Origin of the sequence: Ichthyobacterium seriolicida (genome assembly GCF_002369955.1) — a bacterium.
GTDB classification, from domain to species: Bacteria; Bacteroidota; Bacteroidia; order Flavobacteriales; family Ichthyobacteriaceae; genus Ichthyobacterium; species Ichthyobacterium seriolicida.
Genome location: NZ_AP014564.1, coordinates 917,928 through 935,039, shown reverse-complemented (window position 1 = coordinate 935,039; position 17,112 = coordinate 917,928). Strand labels below are relative to the sequence as shown.

The 17,112-nt window shown below is 33.8% G+C and carries 7 protein-coding genes; all 7 read right to left on the bottom strand.

Going from position 1 to position 17,112, the window contains the following annotated elements; all coding sequences use genetic code 11:
- Positions 1-584: 584 nt before the first annotated feature.
- The 7 genes from JBKA6_RS03515 to JBKA6_RS03490 all read right to left on the bottom strand — a co-directional run bounded on the left by JBKA6_RS03515 (position 585) and on the right by JBKA6_RS03490 (position 17,030).
- Positions 585-4,157 (bottom strand): DUF5018 domain-containing protein, encoded by a 3,573-nt coding sequence (locus JBKA6_RS03515; protein ID WP_096685907.1) that lies wholly within the window; start codon positions 4,155-4,157, stop codon positions 585-587.
- 308 nt (positions 4,158-4,465) lie between these two features.
- The gene (locus tag JBKA6_RS07510; protein WP_157776924.1) at positions 4,466-4,627 is read right to left on the bottom strand and encodes a hypothetical protein; all 162 of its coding nucleotides are present in this window, start codon (positions 4,625-4,627) and stop codon (positions 4,466-4,468) included.
- A 230-nt stretch (positions 4,628-4,857) separates the two neighbouring features.
- Positions 4,858-8,634 (bottom strand): DUF5018 domain-containing protein, encoded by a 3,777-nt coding sequence (locus JBKA6_RS03510; protein ID WP_096685905.1) that lies wholly within the window; start codon positions 8,632-8,634, stop codon positions 4,858-4,860.
- Positions 8,635-8,858: 224 nt separating this feature from the next.
- Positions 8,859-11,729, bottom strand: a complete 2,871-nt coding sequence (locus tag JBKA6_RS03505) for a DUF5018 domain-containing protein (protein ID WP_096685903.1) — start codon at positions 11,727-11,729, stop codon at positions 8,859-8,861.
- Between the two features lie 234 nt (positions 11,730-11,963).
- Positions 11,964-13,061, bottom strand: a complete 1,098-nt coding sequence (locus tag JBKA6_RS03500) for a DUF5018 domain-containing protein (protein ID WP_096685901.1) — start codon at positions 13,059-13,061, stop codon at positions 11,964-11,966.
- 2 nt (positions 13,062-13,063) lie between these two features.
- Positions 13,064-15,952 carry a DUF5018 domain-containing protein gene (locus tag JBKA6_RS03495; RefSeq protein WP_096685899.1) on the bottom strand — a complete coding sequence of 963 codons (2,889 nt, stop codon included), beginning with the start codon at positions 15,950-15,952 and terminating at the stop codon, positions 13,064-13,066.
- A 130-nt stretch (positions 15,953-16,082) separates the two neighbouring features.
- Positions 16,083-17,030: a hypothetical protein gene (locus JBKA6_RS03490; protein WP_096685897.1), complete on the bottom strand. Its 948-nt coding sequence runs from the start codon at positions 17,028-17,030 to the stop codon at positions 16,083-16,085.
- Between the last annotated feature and the right edge of the window lie 82 nt (positions 17,031-17,112).

Below are 17,112 nucleotides of genomic sequence, written 5' to 3'. Positions count from 1 at the left end.
GGAGTGGAACTTTCTGCAGAAGCTCCCTCAGTAGATTCTTCTATAACAACTTCAAAATCAACCTCTTCACCACTAGCAGGGGATATGCTAACCCCTTCACATGGGGTTATATTAAACTTTAAACCAGTTAATTCAGCAGTATGAGGGACTGTTAATGATATAGTATGCTCTTCAGCATTTATCTGACAGTCTATATTAGACTCTAATTTTTTCCCCTGATTCTCAGAATCCAATAAGGAAAANGAATCTATACATACATTTAAATCGTCTTCTATAACTTTCTTTTTATCACAAGAGAAAATAATTACCGACAACAATATAAAAAGAGAAAATAATACTCTTTACAAAATAATTTTTCTTAAACATAATTTTAATAATTAAAAAAACAACAATCCTCTAGATGTCATAGTATTAAAAGGATTAACAATAAGACTTATCATACTCTCTACCACAAAGCTAGAGGGTTGAATACCCTAGCTAAGATAGTAGTAATTATTTAACTATTTATTAATCAATAAAAAAAAACAGACAGCCGTAATAACAGCTGTCTGTTTAGACTTGAATAAGTACAAAAATTATTTTATTTAGCTTCCTGTGGCAGCCACCTTAACCCAATAATGACCCTTTACATCATTACCCTCCTTAAGAGTATACTTTACTTCTTTTCCATCAGAAAAATCTTGTCCACTAGCAGCAGGGTCTGCTGTTAAAGTAAGACTAGAAGAAGAAGAAGAAGTAGTAGTATCAAAAGTAAGCGTTAAAGCCTTTAATTGCTCATTAGTAGTGCTAGAAGGCACAGTAACAGTTATAACTCTGCTATTCTCAGTAATAACTTTAGAACTTGGAGTAATCTCAGTACCATCTTTTTCTACTTTCAAAGTATCACTATCAGTTATAGTTTTAGCATTATCATATATATAAACATCATATGTTTTTGTTGTAGTCGCATCTTCAGCTGTTACTGTATATTCTTTTGAATCATCATACGAAGAAAAAGTTTGAGCTCCATTTGGACTTACAGTAGAATAATCTGATTTTTCTATAGTAGGAGTTGTGTTTGTTGGAACCGTAGCTACAGGCACAACTATTCTGCCTTTAGCACCAGTGCCAGTCTCCGAAATACTACCTAGATTATTAGTCTCTATTTCAAATTTTGTGATCTTCACTTCGACTGAAGGTGTCCTAGTTACAGTAACTTGATAAGTTTTTGTCATCCCATTAGCTGTTGTTGTATAATCAACTGGGGTGCCGCTAGTAAACTGCGTAGAAGTTTCAGTATTAGGGGAAACAGTAGTAGCAGAATCTCCTCCAAACTCAATTGTAGGAGTTAGGGTTACTTTATTATTACCATCTGAATCCTTCTTAACTGTAGCAGGAAGCGTTACTGTTATAGTATTGGCTTCATGGTTAATTACACCTTCTATAGGGCTACTAGAATTTATACCTTTCTTACTATTTTGAGAATCTTCAAATTTAAAAGACTTAATAAACGGCCCTTTAACTGCTGTTACAGTATAAACACTTTTAGACCCTAAAGTAGTTGTCAGGGTAAATTGTTGATTGTGAATGCTTCGAGTTACTGGAGTACCAGGAGTTAAAGTGCATCCTGCAATAGGCTCATTAGTATAACTTAACCCATCTAGGTTAATTTCAGTAGAACTATCCTTAGGAAATTTTAATTCTATTGTTCCAGTATTACTATCATCACTAGGATGCGTAAATGTAGCTTTAACCTCACTTACAATACCCTTAGTAGCATCAGCTGTTATTTTAAACTCTGTCAACTTCGGTGCTGCTTCTTTTGTTACAGTTACAGTATATTCTTTTGTATACGATGGTAAGTGTTCGTTTGCAACTGTAACTGTTGCAGAACCACTACTGAAATTTAAGTTAGAAATAACAAGATTTGCAGCAATATTACTTCCAGTAATAGTAGCTTTTAAATTTGCTACATCAACCGTATTAGCAACTGTAACTGCTATAGTGTTATCTGTAACTGTGCCAGTATACGTTTTTCCAGAAGGAAAATCAGCCCCTGAATTATTACTACTTTCAAACTTAAACTCAGATATAGCTGGCTCTTTATAAACTTTCACAGAATACACTTTCCTTCCACCAGCAGAACCTACTGCACTATATTTTACAGAACCATCATGAGAATTTGTAAAATCAGCAGCTTCAGTATAAGGAGCAGTTCCAGTATCTCCTTTATATACTTGAATGCCAGAAGGAGTACTCTTAGCTGTAACAGTTGGAGTTAAATCATTTAATTCTGTATTATGAGGAACTTTAACAATTATATCGCTGCCATTAATGTCACCTATAATATCACCTACAAGATTTTTACTACTATTATTGCTATTCAAAAACTTAAACTCAGATATAGCAGGTTCAGCGTTTTGAGTTACTGTAACTGTATACACCTTAGTAAAATCTGTAGCTGAAGGATTAGAAGATGTTACTGTATACTCAACATTAGAACTAAAATCTGTCTGAGCAGAAGGAGTAAAATCGGTTTTAGTGTTCTCTCCAACTGCGATTGTAGGAGTTAAATTTGATAAAGTGACACCATTAGGAACTATTATAGTTATTTTTCCAGTATCATGATTAATATTTGTTGCACTTATATCAGTATTTATACCAGAATTTGATGCTGGAAATTTAAAAGCACTAATGTAAGGCCCTTTAACAACTTCAACAGTGTAACCTCTTTGAGAACCTGTGTCAGTTTTTATCAGAGCAAATTGTTTTGTAGTAATATCTTCAGCTATTGCACCAGCAACTGGATCTAAAGTGTGATTATCTGGAATTATAGCAGTAAAACTTAGACCAGTCAAATCAATACTCTCATTATAAGGAATCTTCAATAAAATCTTACCTGTAGCAGTATCAGTGTCATCAGTTATAACAGCAGATACATCAGTTTTAATACCTTTACCAGTATTAGCAGTTATTGTAAACCCTGTCAACTTCGACGCTGCTTCTTTTGTTAGAGTTACAATGTATGTTTTTGTATATCCTGGTAAATCCTGATTTGGAACTTCAATAGTTAACGTACCGCCACTAGTTGTAAAATTCAACCCAGAAGTAACATAATTTGCAGCAATATTACTTCCAATAATAGAAGCTTTTAAATTTGCTACATCAACTGTATTAGCAACTGTAACTGTTATAGTATTGCCTGAAACATTACCATTATATGTTTGGCCAGTAGGAAAACCAATATTATCTGTATTTTGAGCTTTAGTAAAGCTAAATCCTGTTATAACTGGCTCCTTATAAACTTTTACAGAATATACTTTTCTCCCTCCAGCAGGACCTGCTACACTATATTTCACAGAACTATCATGAGAATTACTGAAATCAGTAGGGGTAGTATAGGAAGTAATGCCCGATTCTCCTTTATATATTTTAGTTCCAGAAGGAACGGTGCCAGCTGTAATAGTTGGAACTAATCCATTTAAATCTGCATTATGAGGAACTTTAACAATTATTTCTCCTTCACTATGCTTAATTTCAACACCTATATTATTTCCAAGGTTTTTATCAGTGTTAGTAAATGCGAAACTTTGTATTTGAGGAGCAGTGTTTTGAGTTACAATAACTGTATATACCTTAGTAAAATCTGTAGCTGAAGGATTAGAAGACGTTACTGTATACTCAACATTAGAACTAAAATCTGCCTGAGCAAAAGGAGTAAACTCAGATTTAGTGTTATCTCCAACTGTAATTGTAGGAGTTAAACCAGATAAAATGACACCACTAGGAACTGTTACAGATATAGTGCCAGCAATGTGATCGATTGTCCCTGTTACTTCAGTAGTTACCCCAGTATTTGATACTGGAAATTTAAAAGCACTAATGTAAGGCCCTTTAACAACTTCAACAGTGTAACCTCTTTGAGAACCTGTGTCAGTTTTTATCAGAGCAAATTGTTTTGTAGTAATATCTTCAGCTATTGTACCAGCAACTGGATCTAAAGTGTGATTATCTGGAATTATAGCAGTAAAACTTAGACCAGTCAAATCAATACTCTCATTATAAGGAATCTTCAATAAAATCTTACCTGTAGCAGTATCAGTGTCATCAGTTATAACAGCAGATACATCAGTTTTAATACCTTTACCAGTATTAGCAGTTATTGTAAACCCTGTCAACTTCGGCGCTGCTTCTTTTGTTATATATACAGTATAGTCTTGACTTTTTTCTCCTTTTGTTAAAGTAAATATCTTTTTATAACGTTTAGAAGAGGATCCCTCAGAAGACGCTTCAGAAGCTTCCTCAGTAGACTCTCCAGAAGGTTTTTCAATAAGTTCAAAATCAGTTTCTTCTCCACTAGCAGGAGATATGCTAACCCCTTCACATGGGGCTATATTAAACTTTAAGCCTCTTAATTCAGCCGAACTAGGAACTATTAGCGATATAGTATAATTCTCATGATCTATATCACATTTTATATCAGAACCTAATTTTTTTGGTCATTTTCAGAATCTAGCAAGGCAAATGAATCTATACATACACCTAAATCATCTTGGTAAACATTATTTTTCTCACAGGAGAAAATAATTACAGATAACAACACAAAAGAGAAAATAATACTCTTTATAAAATAATTTTTCTTAAACATAATTTTAATAATTAAAAAAACAATAATCCTTAAAATATCATAGTATTAAAAGAGTTAGCAACAAGACTTATCATACTCTCTACCCATAAAGACAGAGAATTAAATGTCTCGGCTAAGGTAGTAGTAATTATTTGAACAGTGTTTTTTTATATAAAAAAAACAGACAGCCATAATAACAGCTGTCTGTTTCTAGATTTCAAAAATTGAATACTTATTATCTCAAATGTAATCTAACTCGTAGAGGCCTTAACCCAATAATGACCTACTACATTACTGCCACTACTAGTATCAGTAAGAGTATACTTTATTTCTGCTCCATTAGAAAAATCATTTGATCCCGCAGGATCTACTGTTAAAGTAAGACTAGAAGGAGACGAAGTAATATCAAAAGTAAGTGTTAAAGTACTAAGATCAGTACCCTTAGGCACAGTGACAGTTATAACTCTAGTAGGCTCGTCAACAGAAGTTACATTGGATCCAGCGGAAGGAGAAGTAATAGCTATATTTCCTATAGTAACAGCCTTAGTAGAATCATGTATATACACCTCATATACCTTGTTAACACTAGTATCTTCAGCTGTTACTGTATATGTATTTGGATTTTCATATGAATCAAAATTTTGAGCTGCACTTGGACTTACAGTAGCATACTCTGATTGCACTATAGTAGGAGTCTTAATCCCTGTAGTAGATACAGGAACAACTATTCTTCCTTTATCACCATTGCCACTACCAGGGGGTGTAATATTACCACTATTAGAATCAATTGTAAATGATGTAATCTGAGCTTCAGTTGATTTTTCTCTAGTTACTGTAACTGCATAAGTTTTTGTCATCCCATTAGCTGTTACTGTATAATTAACAGCAGTGCCAGATGTAAACTCCTGAGAATTTCCACTAGCACCCTGAACATTCGGAGTACCATATCCTCCTAACTCAATTGTAGGATTTAGAGTTACTGTATTAGTACTCCCGCTTGATGAATCCTTCTTAACCGTACTAGGAAGCGTTACTTCTATTGTATTGTTTTGGTGATTAATTGTTCCTGTAGGACTACTAGAATCTATACCTTTCCCACTATTTTGAGATTCTTCAAATTTAAAAGACTTAATAAACGGCCCTTCAACTGCTTGTACAGTATAAATACTTTTAGAGCCAGTATCGGTTTTTGTTAAAATAAACGTCTGTCCATCAATACTGCTACCAGCTAAAGGAGCACTAGGAGCCAAAGTATGTCTATTGATGGGAGCACTAGTATAACTTAATCCCGTTAAATCAAAAGCATGTTCATTATTCTTTGGAAATTTTAACACTATCTTACCTGTAGCAGTACCAGTACTAGATACCGTGCCAGTAACAGGATTTTGGATGCCTTTGCTAGGATCCGCATTTATTGAAAAACCTGACAAAACTGGATCAGCTTCTTTATTTACAGTGACTGTATAAGTTTTCTCAAATCCTGATAAATGCTTATTTACAACCGTAATAGCTTGAGAATTACCACTGTTACTGAAATCTATAGAAGTAACTATAGGGTCAGTAGTTTCATTAGAAACAATAATACTAGGAGTTAAATTTGCTACATCAACCGTATTAGCTACTGTAATTTCTATTGTTCCATTTGCTGATATCCCATTTTGAGTAACAGGCGAAGCAATATATTCCGTTATGCCAGTAGGGAAACTAGCTGATGAATTCTGACTCTGTTCAAACTTAAAGCTTGTTATAGCTGGAGCTTTATAAACTTTTACATTATAAATTTTTCTTCCTCCAGAAGAATTTACTGCGCTGTATTCTTTAGGAGTAATGTGAGAATCTGTAAAATTATTACTAGAATTAGCGCTATCAGTACCAGTCCCCTTATGCGCTGTAGCGCCAGAAGAAGTTGTAACAGTTGGAGTCAACGCACTAATGTCTGCATCATATGGAACTTTAAGAACTATATCATTACCTGTAATAGTACCTGTAATATCATTTACAAGATTTTTACTCCCGTTGGAAGCAGTAGTAAATTTAAACTCAGATATGGTAGGCTCAGCGTTTTTATTTACAGTTATAGTATAAGTAGCAATAGTTCCATCTTCGGCTGTTATAGCATAACTTATAGGAGAACCACTAACACCAAAGTTTTTAGCAACTCCACTTTGAGGACTAATCCTAGCCCCTCTGTATAACAACACCTCAGGAATTAAACCATTAAGCTCTGTATCATATGGAACATTAACTGTTATAGAAGTGCCATTTATAATACCATTTATATCTTTTACAATTCCTTTACTAATATTATCCCCCTCTGTTTTAAATTTAAATGATTTTAATTTAGAACTAGATCTTAAAGCTACTTGATATGTTTTTGAAAAATTAGTATCCTCAGCCCTTACAGCATAAGGCACAGCTGTACCATAAGTAAATTCAGTTTGAACTTTAGAATTTGGACTTACTGTAGCACCTGGAGACACTACTATTTCAGGCATTAGATTTACACTATTATCATCTTGACCATCTAAAGAAATAGTTACTGTATTGGCACTCTCGCTACTCAATACAGTTCCTGAAACCTCAGTTCCTGAAGACAACCTCACTTTAGAATCACTACTATGATCTGACTTTTTAATTTTAAAAGAAGTTATATCTACTCCTCTTCTTGATACTATAGTTATACCATAGTTTCTTTCAGTTCCATCTTGAGCTGTTACAACATATGGTTTCACAGTATTTCGAGTGAAATCCTGCGCTATTTCACTTGCTGGACTAACCTGAGTGTGATCACTGGACGTTATAGTAGGTATTAAACCAGTCAGAGTAGCAGTATTTGGAATCACAACTTCTACAGCAACATCAGCACTTCCAGTAGAATTTATAGCACCTGCTGAGCAATCCCCCCCAAGGTTTTTTCCAACATTTTCAGAATCTTTAAATAAAAAAGATTTCATTCCCTTTTCATTAGATAATTCCTTAGAAACAGAAACAGTATACTCTCTTGTTTGACCATCCTGAGCTGTTACAGTATAAACCTTAGAATTGCTATTACTATAATCATAAGCTGAAATAGCTGGACTTATAGTGACATTTTCATGGGTAGTTATAGTAGGAATTAAAGCTGCTACATCTGCTGCAGTAGATGCTTTTACTGATATAGTTCCAGTTCTATCATCACTATTGTCAGTAATTATAACGTCACTAGCCCTAGTCCCAGTTGAAGATCTACTTAATTTTAACCCAGTATTATTGGCGTTGTCTTTTGTAAATGCAAAAGCGGAAATTTTATTATCAGAAGATAAATTTTTAGCAACTGTGACTTTATATATTTTTTCTTGACCATCCCCAGAAGTCACTTTGTAATCTGTAGCAGAATTATTAGTAAAAGAAACAGCTGCTTCATTATCTGGACTAATACTGTTACCTGATTTAATTATTGTAGGTTTTAACTGATCTAAAGTAGCGGCATCAGATACGTTTAAGGTTATAGTTGGAGGAGTAGCATCTTCATCTATAAATCCTATTCTATCTGCAAAAATTTTACCTTCATTCTTAGATTTTTCTAATACAAAACTTGTAATTGAACGATCACTAGATAAGGATTTTGTTATATTAACTGTATAATCTTGAACACTGCCATCTTGAGCTGTTACCTTAAATGTTTTTCTATAAACTTCAGGATTAGAACCGTTTACTAGATAAAAAGTAACCTCTGACCCACTTTTCGGAGAAACACTGGCATTCTCTGAAATGACTACCTTGACTTTTAACCCTTCAAAAATTGCATCTGAGGGAACTTTTAACGATACTGTAAAATCACTATCTACAACGATACCAGGAATATCTCCTCTAAGGTTTTTATCTCCATTATCAGAATTAATCAATTCGAATGATATAATCTTATTCTCTGAACTCAGATTTGAGCTAAGATCGGGATCTGCCTTTTTTTCCTTGATACAAGAAGAAAAAAATGCAAATAACAACACAAAAGAGAAAATAATACTCTTCACAAGAGAAAATGTCTTCATTTTTTTTAAAAAAATAATTAATTTACAATCTGCCAATCGCTTTGAATATCAAAGTATTAGCCATAAGATTCATGCTACTCCCTACCCCAAAAGACAGAGAATTAAATATCTTAGCTAAGATAATAGTAATTATTTGAACCGCCGCTTTTTTTATATAAACAAAAACAGACAGCCGTAAAACTAACTGTCTGTTTAGACTTGAATAAGTGTGGTTTTAAATTAACTTAGCTTGATTTAACCACCTTAACCCAATAATGTCCCTTTACAACACTACTCTCCTTAAGAGTATACTTTACTTCTTTCTCATTAGAGAAATCTTGAGCACTAGTAGGCTCTATGCTAAGGTTAGAAGATGGAGTAGTATCAGTCAAAGTAAGCATTAAACTATCTAAACCTGTAGTGCTAGAAGGTACAGTAATGGTTATAGTTCTAGTGGATGCACCAATATTCTTAGAATCTGGAGTGATCTCGGTACTACTACTATCTGTAAGTTTTAAACTATCAATACTAGCTATAGTTTTAGTAGAATCATATATATGAACTTCATAAGTCTTTGTTGTAGAGCCATCCTCAGCTGTTACAGTATATTCTTTTGACTCACCGTACGAAGTAAAAGTTTGATCTCCAGTTGGACTTACAGTAGCATAATCTGATTTTTCTATAGTAGGAATTGTGTTTGCTGGAACACTAGTAACAGGCACAACTATTCTTCCTCTATCACTAATAAGGTGTGCAATATCACCATTGTGGCTATCAATTGTAAATTTTGTAATCTTAGCTTCAATCGAAGCTGTTCTGGTTACGGTAACTGCATAAGTTTTTTCCATTCCATCTGCACCTGTTACTGTATAATTAACAGGGACACCACTAGTAAACTGCTGAGGGCCATCCTTAGCAGGATTAACAGTAGGAGAACCATCTCCTCCTAACTCAATTGTCGGAGTTAGAGTTACTACATTGCCAGAATCTGAATCCTTCTTAACTGTACTAGGAAGCGTTACTGTTATGGTATTATTTTCGTGATCAATTGCACCTGTTATAGGGGCGCTATCTATATTTTTACCATTATTAGAGCTATTTGTAAACTTAAACGACTTAATAAACGGGCCTTTAACTGCTGTTACAGTATATTCTGAGGTAGAACCTAGAGTAGTTGTTAGAATAAATTTTTTACCCTCAATACTTTCAGATAGTGCTGTCCCACTAGTATGATCTATACTATAACCATCAGGATAAGTTATGGTAGGTGTTAATCCTGTTAAAACAATATCAGTATTATGGTTAGAAACTTTATGTTCAAACTTCAATTTTATTGTTCCAGTATTACTGCCGCTAGGCTGAGTTATTTCAATAGTTACAGAACCAGCCTTAATACCCTTTCCATCATTAGCATTTATTAAAAAACTTGATAATTCTGGCGCCGCTTCTTTAGTTAAATTAACAGTATAGGTTTTGGTAAAATCAGATAAATATTGATTTGCAACTGTAATAGTTGTAGAATAAGGAGAATTAGAACCTTTAAAACTTATATCTACAGGATTAGTGGCATTAATATTATCCCCAATAATAGAAGCTTTTAAATTTGCTACATTAACCGTATTAGCGACTGTAACTGCTATAGTGTTATCTGTAACTGTGCCAGTATACGTTTTTCCAGAAGGAAAATCAGCCCCTGAATTATTACTACTTTCAAACTTAAACTCCGTTATAGCTGGCTCTTTATAAACTTTTACAGAATATACTTTCCTTCCACCAGCAGGACCCACTGCACTGTATTGTACAGGACTCGTATGAGAATCAGTAAAATCATTAGAAGTGTTAGCTTCAGTAGTGCCAGTTGCCCCTTTATATACTTGAGTGCCAGCTAAAGCAGAAGTGTTAGCTGTAATGGTTGGAGTTAATCCTTCTAATGTAGCATCATGAGGAACTTTAACAATTATCTCTCCTGCGTTATTTCCAGCGTTTTGTGTAATAGTACCTGTAATATCATTTACAAGATTTTTACTACTATTATTGCTATTCAAAAACTTAAACTCAGATATAGTAGGTTCAGCATTTTGAGTTACAGTAACTGCATACACCTTAGTAAAATCTGTAGCTGAAGGATTAGAAGATGTTACTGTATACTGAATATTAGAACCGAAATCTGCCTGAGCAGAAGGAGTATATTCAGATTTAGTGTTCTCACCCACCTCAATTGTAGGAGTTAAACCAGATAAAGTGACACCACTAGGAACTGTTACAGATATAGTGCCAGCAATGTGATCGATTGTCCCTATTACTTCAGTAGTTACCCCAGTATTTGATACTGGAAATTTAAAGGCACTAATATAAGGTCCTTTAACTACCCCAACAGTGTAAACTCTTTTAGAGCCTGTGTCAGTTTTTGTTAAAGTAAATTCTTTACTTTCAATACCTTCACTTATCACGCCAATAACTGGATTTAAAACATGATCGTCTGGAATAATAGCAGTAAAACTTAGACCAGTAAGATCAATACTCCCATTGTAAGGGATATTTAATAAAATCTTACCTGTAGCAGTGTCAGTGTCATCAGTTATAACAGCAGATATCTCTGTTTTTATTCCTTTACTTTCATTAGCTGATATTTTAAACTCTGTCAACTTCGGCGCTGATTCTTTAGTTACATATACAGTATAGTCTTGACTTTTTTCTCCTTTTGTTAAAGTAAATATCTTTTTATAACGTTTAGAAGAAGATCCCTCAGAAGACGCTTCAGAAGCTTCCTCAGTAGACTCTCCAGAAGGTTTTTCAACAAGTTCAAAATCAGTTTCTTCTCCACTAGCAGGAGATATGCTAACCCCTTCACATGGGGTTATATTAAACTTTAAGCCTCTTAATTCAGCCGAACTAGGAACTGTTAACGATATAGTATAATTCTCATGATCTATATCACATTTTATATCAGAACCTAATTTTTTTTGGTCATTTTCAGAATCTAGCAAGGCAAATGAATCTATACATACACCTAAATCATCTTGGTAAACATTATTTTTCTCACAGGAGAAAATAATTACAGATAACAACACAAAAGAGAAAATAATACTCTTTACAAAATAATTTTTCTTAAACATAATTTTAATAATTAAAAAAACAATAATCCTTAAAATATCATAGTATTAAAAGAGTTAGCAACAAGACTTATCATACTCTCTACCCATAAAGACAGAGAATTGACAGAGAATTAAATATCTTAGCTAAGATAGTAGTAATTATTTGACCCGCCGCTTTTTTATATAAACAAAAACAGACAGCCATAATAATAGCTGCCTGTTTAAACTTGAATAAGTATAATCGAAAGTTACTTATTAACTAGCTACTTGAACCTTAACCCAATAATGACCTACAACTGTACTACCACTACTAGTATCTTTAAGAGTATACTTTACTTCTTTTCCATTCGAAAAATCCTCTGGTCCAACAGGATCTACTGTTAAAGTAAGACTAGAAGGAGACGAAGTAATACCAAAAGTAAGTGTTAAAGTATCTAAACCTGTAGTGCCAAAAGGCACAGTGACAGTTATAACTCTGGTAGTTTCATTAATAACCTTAGAAGTTGGAGTAATCCCGCCGCTACCTGTTACTTCCAAAGTACTATCAGTTAATTTCTTAGTAGAATCATGTATATAAACGTCATAAGTCTTTGTTGTAGTGCCATTTTCAGCTGTTACAATATACTCCTTTGGAGCATCATAAGTAAATGTTTGTTCTCCAATTGGAGAAGTTATAGTAGCATAATCTGATTTTGTTATAGTAGGAGTTGAACTTCCTGGAACACTATTAACAGGCACAACTATTCTTCCATTTGTGCTATCGCTAGTAGTATGTGTAATATCACCATCGTGGCCATCAATTGCAAATGATTTAATTTGCGCTACAGTTGAAAGTGTTCTAGTTACTGTAACTTGATAACTCTTTTCCATTCTATCTTTACCTGTTACTTTATAATTAACAGGGGCGTCGCTAGTAAACTGCGTAGAAGTTTTAGTATTAGGAGAAACAATAATAGGAGTATCCCCTCCTAACTCAATTGTAGGAGTTAGAGTTACTTTGTTATTAACATCTGAATCCTTCTTGACCGTACTAGGAAGTGTTACTGTTATGGTATTATCAGCATGATTAATTACCCCCGTTACATCAGCACTGCCTAGATTTTTATCATTATTAGAGCTATTTGTAAACTTAAAACTCTTAATAAACGGCCCTTTAACTGCTTCTACGGTATATTCTGAGGTAGAACCTAGAGTAGTTGTTAGAGTAATTTTTTTACCTTCAATACTTTCAGATACTTCTGTTCCACTAGTATGATCTATACGATATCCACTACTAGGATAAGTTATGTTAGGCGTTAATCCTGTTAAAACAATATCAGTGTGGTAGTTATCAACTTTATGTTCAAACTTCAACTTTATCTCCCCCCCCTTCCATCACTATCACTAGCAGGATGAGTTAACGTAGCAGTTACCTCATCTTTAATCCCTTTACTATCATTAGCCTGTATTTTAAACTCTGTTAATTGCGGCGCTGCTTCTTTAGTTACAGTTACATTATAGGTTTTGGTAAAATCTGTAGCTGAAGAATTAGAAGACGTTACTATATACTCAACAGGAGTAGTAGCAGATTGAGAAAAATCTGTCTGAGCAGAAGGAGTAGATTTAGTGTTCTCTCCCACTGTAATTGTAGGAGTTAAATTAGATAAAGTGACACCATTAGGAACTGTTATAGTTATTTTTCCAGTATTATGATTAATATTTGTTGCGCTTATATCAGAACTTATACCTGTATTGCTAGTGCCAAATTTAAAAGATTCAATATAAGGCCCCTTAACTGCTTGCACGGTGTATTCTGTTTTAGAACCTGTATCGGTTTTTGTTAAAATAAATGTCTGTCCATCAATACTTCTACCAGCTAAAGGAGCACTAGGAGCCAAAGTATGCCCATCTATAGGAGCGATAGTGTAAGTCAAATCATTTAAATCAATAGCCGTATCATTATCTTTTGGAAACTTTAGCAATATTGTCCCAGTATTACTGCCACTACCAGGCTGAGTTATTTCACCAATTACATTACTTGAAATACCTTTACTAGTATCAGCAGTTATTGTAAACCCTGTTAACTGTGGCGCAGACTCTTTAGTCACATTCACAGTGTACTCTTTTTCAAATGAAGTTAAATCCTTATTCACAACTTTAATAGTTTTAGAATAAGTAGAACCACTAGTCGAAGAATCAAAAGCTATATCTATAGCGGTAATTGAAGTGCTAATATTCTTCCCAGTAATAGTAGCTTTTAATAAAGCTGTTACATCAACTGTATTAGCAACTGTAATTGCTATAGTTCCATTCGCTGATAAACTACCATGATTAATAGACGAAGCAGTATATTCAGTTGGACTAGTAGGCAAACCAGCTGATCCATTAGCACTACTAGTAAACTTAAAACTTGCTATAGCAGGAGCCTTATAAACCTTAACATTATAAACCTTTCTTCCTCCAGCAAGCCCTACTACACTATATTGTACAGGAGTTGTATGAGAACCTTCAAAACTAGTAGCAGTACTATTAGCATCATCAGTACCAGTCCCCTTATGCGCTGTAGCGCCAGAAGAAGGTGTAACAGTTGGAGTCAACGCACTAATATTTGCATCATAAGGAACTTTAAGAACTATATCACTGCCTTTAATCTCACCCGTAATATCATTCCCAAGATTTTTACCCACGTTTGAAGTAGTAGTAAATTTAAACTCAGATATAGTAGGTTCCACTTCTTTAGTTAGAGTTATAGTATACTGTTTCTTAAAATCTGGTAAATCATTATGTGCAACTTCAATAGTTGCAGAATAAGGAGAAGTATCACTAGTAGAGGTAAAAGTTATACTTACAGGATTAGTAGCAGTAAAATTATCTCCAGAAATAGTAGCTTTTAAATTTGTTACATTAACCGTATTAGCAACTGTAATTGCTATAGTTCCATTTGCTGATATCCCATTTTGAGTAATAGGCGAAGCAGTATATTCCGTTATGCTAGCAGGGAAACTAGCCCCTGTATTATCAGTATTAGTAAACTTAAAGCTTCTTATAGTTGGCTCTTTATAAACTCTCACGTTATAGACTTTTGTTCCTCCAGTAGGCCCCACTGCACTGTATTGTATAGGACTCGTATGAGAATTACTGAAATCAGTGGAAGTAGTAGCTGCTTCAGTACCAGTTGCCCCTTTATATACATTAGTATCAGCCAAAGTAGAAGAAGCTCTAACAGTTGGAATTAATCCTTTTAAATCTGCATCACGTGGAACTTTAACAATTATATCACTGCCTTTAATCTCACCTGTAATATCATTTACAAGATTTTTACCACCATTATTGCTATTCAAAAACTTAAACTCAGATATAGTAGGTTCAGTTTCTCTATTTAGAGTTACAGTGTAAATACTAGTCGATCCATCTTGAGCAGTAATTGTATAAGTTTTTTGACTGCTAAAATCTTGCGCTGTAGTAGCTCCTCCTGAAGGAGTGGTAATAGTAGCCTCCTTATATAATTCTATATCAGGAGTTAAACCATTAAGCTGTGTATTGTATGGGATATCAACTGTTATAGAAGTGCCTTTTATAATACCATTTATATCTTTTATAATCCCTTTACTAATATTATTCCCCTCTGCTTTAAATTTAAATGATTTTAGTTTGGAACTAGATTTTAAAGTTACTTCATATGTTTTTAAAAAATTAGTATCCTCAGCCGTTACAGTATAAGTTTGAGCTGTACCATAAGTAAAGGCAGTTTCTGCTTTAGATGCTGGATTTACGGCAGCACCTGGAGACACTATTATTTCAGGCTTTAGATTTACACTAGTGTCATCTTGACCATCTAAAGAAATAGTTACGGCATTAACACTTTCGCTACTCGATACAGTTCCTGAAATCTCAGCTCCTGTCATTCTAACATTACTAGGAGGAGGTGTATGATCTGATTGTTTAATTTTAAAAGAAATTATATCTACTCCTCTTCTTGATACTATGGTTATATCATAGTTTCTTTCAGTTCCATCTTGAGCTGTTACAACATATCGTTTCGCAGTATCTCTAGCAAAATCTTGTTCTATTTCATTTGCTGGACTAACCTGAGCGTGATCACTAAACGTTATAGTAGGTTTTAAATCAGTCAGAGTAGCAGTTTTTGGAATTACAACTTCTACAGCAACATCAGCATTTCCAGTAGAATTTATAGTCCCTGCTGAGCAATTCCCTCCAAGGGATTTTGTAGTATTTTTAGACTGTTCAAATAAAAAAGATTTCATATCCTTTTCATTGGATAATTCCTTAAAGACAGAAACGGTGTACTCTCTTATTTGACCATCCTGAGCTGTTACAGTATAAACCTTAGAATTGCTATAATCATAAGCTGAAATAGCTGGACTTATAGTGGCATTAGCGTGTGTAGTTATTAGTAGGAATTAAAGCTGCTACATCTGCTGCGGTAGATGCTTTTACTGATACTGTTTGAGTATTAGTATTTTCATTATCACTAATTATAACATCGCCTGTTCTACCTTCACCAGTATCAGTAGAAGATCTAGTTAATAATAGTCCTGTATTACTATTAGTGTCTTTTGTAAACTTAAACTCAGAAATTTTATTATCAGAAGATAAAGACTGAATTACTGTAACCTTATATGTTTTCTCTTGACCATCCCCAGAAGTCACTTTGTAATCTGTAGCAGAATTATTAGTAAAAGAAACAGCTGCTTCATTATCTGGACTAATACTGTTCCCTGATTTAATTATTGTAGGTTTTAACTGATCTAAAGTAGCGGCATCAGAAACTTGCAACGTTACAGTTGGAGGAGTAGCATTTTCATCTATAAATCCTATTCTATCTGCAAAAATTTTACCTTCATTCTTAGATTTTTCTAATACAAAACTTGTAATCGAACGGTCACTAGATAAGGATTTAGTTATATTAACTGTATAATTTTGAACGCTGCCATCTTGGGCTGTTACCTTAAATACTTTTATATAAACTTCAGGAGTAGAACCACTAACTAAATCAAAAGTAACCTCTGACCCACTTTTCGGAGAAACACTGGCATTCTCTGAAATAACTACCTTGACTTTTAACCCTTCAAAAATTGCATCTGAGGGAACTTTTAACGATACTGTAAAATCACTATCTACAACGATACCAGGAATATCTCCTCTAAGGTTTTTATCTCCATTATCAGAATTAATCAATTCGAATGATATAATCTTATTCTCTGAACTCAGATTTGAGCTAAGATCGGGATCTATCTTTTTTTCCTTGATACAAGAAGAAAAAAATGCAAATAACAACACAAAAGAGAAAATAATACTCTTCACAAGAGAAAATGTCTTCATTTTTTTTTAAAAAAATAATTAATTTACAATCTACCAATCGCTTTGAATATCAAAGTATTAGCCATAAGATTCATGCTACTCT

Bases quoted from the DNA above. Each gene is read 5' to 3' on its own strand.
- JBKA6_RS03490 (WP_096685897.1), bottom strand. From the start codon at position 17,030: ATGAAGACATTTTCTCTTGTGAAGAGTATTATTTTCTCTTTTGTGTTG.
- JBKA6_RS03495 (WP_096685899.1), bottom strand. From the start codon at position 15,952: ATGAAATCTTTTTTATTTGAACAGTCTAAAAATACTACAAAATCCCTT.
- JBKA6_RS03505 (WP_096685903.1), bottom strand. From the start codon at position 11,729: ATGTTTAAGAAAAATTATTTTGTAAAGAGTATTATTTTCTCTTTTGTG.
- JBKA6_RS03510 (WP_096685905.1), bottom strand. From the start codon at position 8,634: ATGAAGACATTTTCTCTTGTGAAGAGTATTATTTTCTCTTTTGTGTTG.
- JBKA6_RS07510 (WP_157776924.1), bottom strand. From the start codon at position 4,627: ATGTTTAAGAAAAATTATTTTATAAAGAGTATTATTTTCTCTTTTGTG.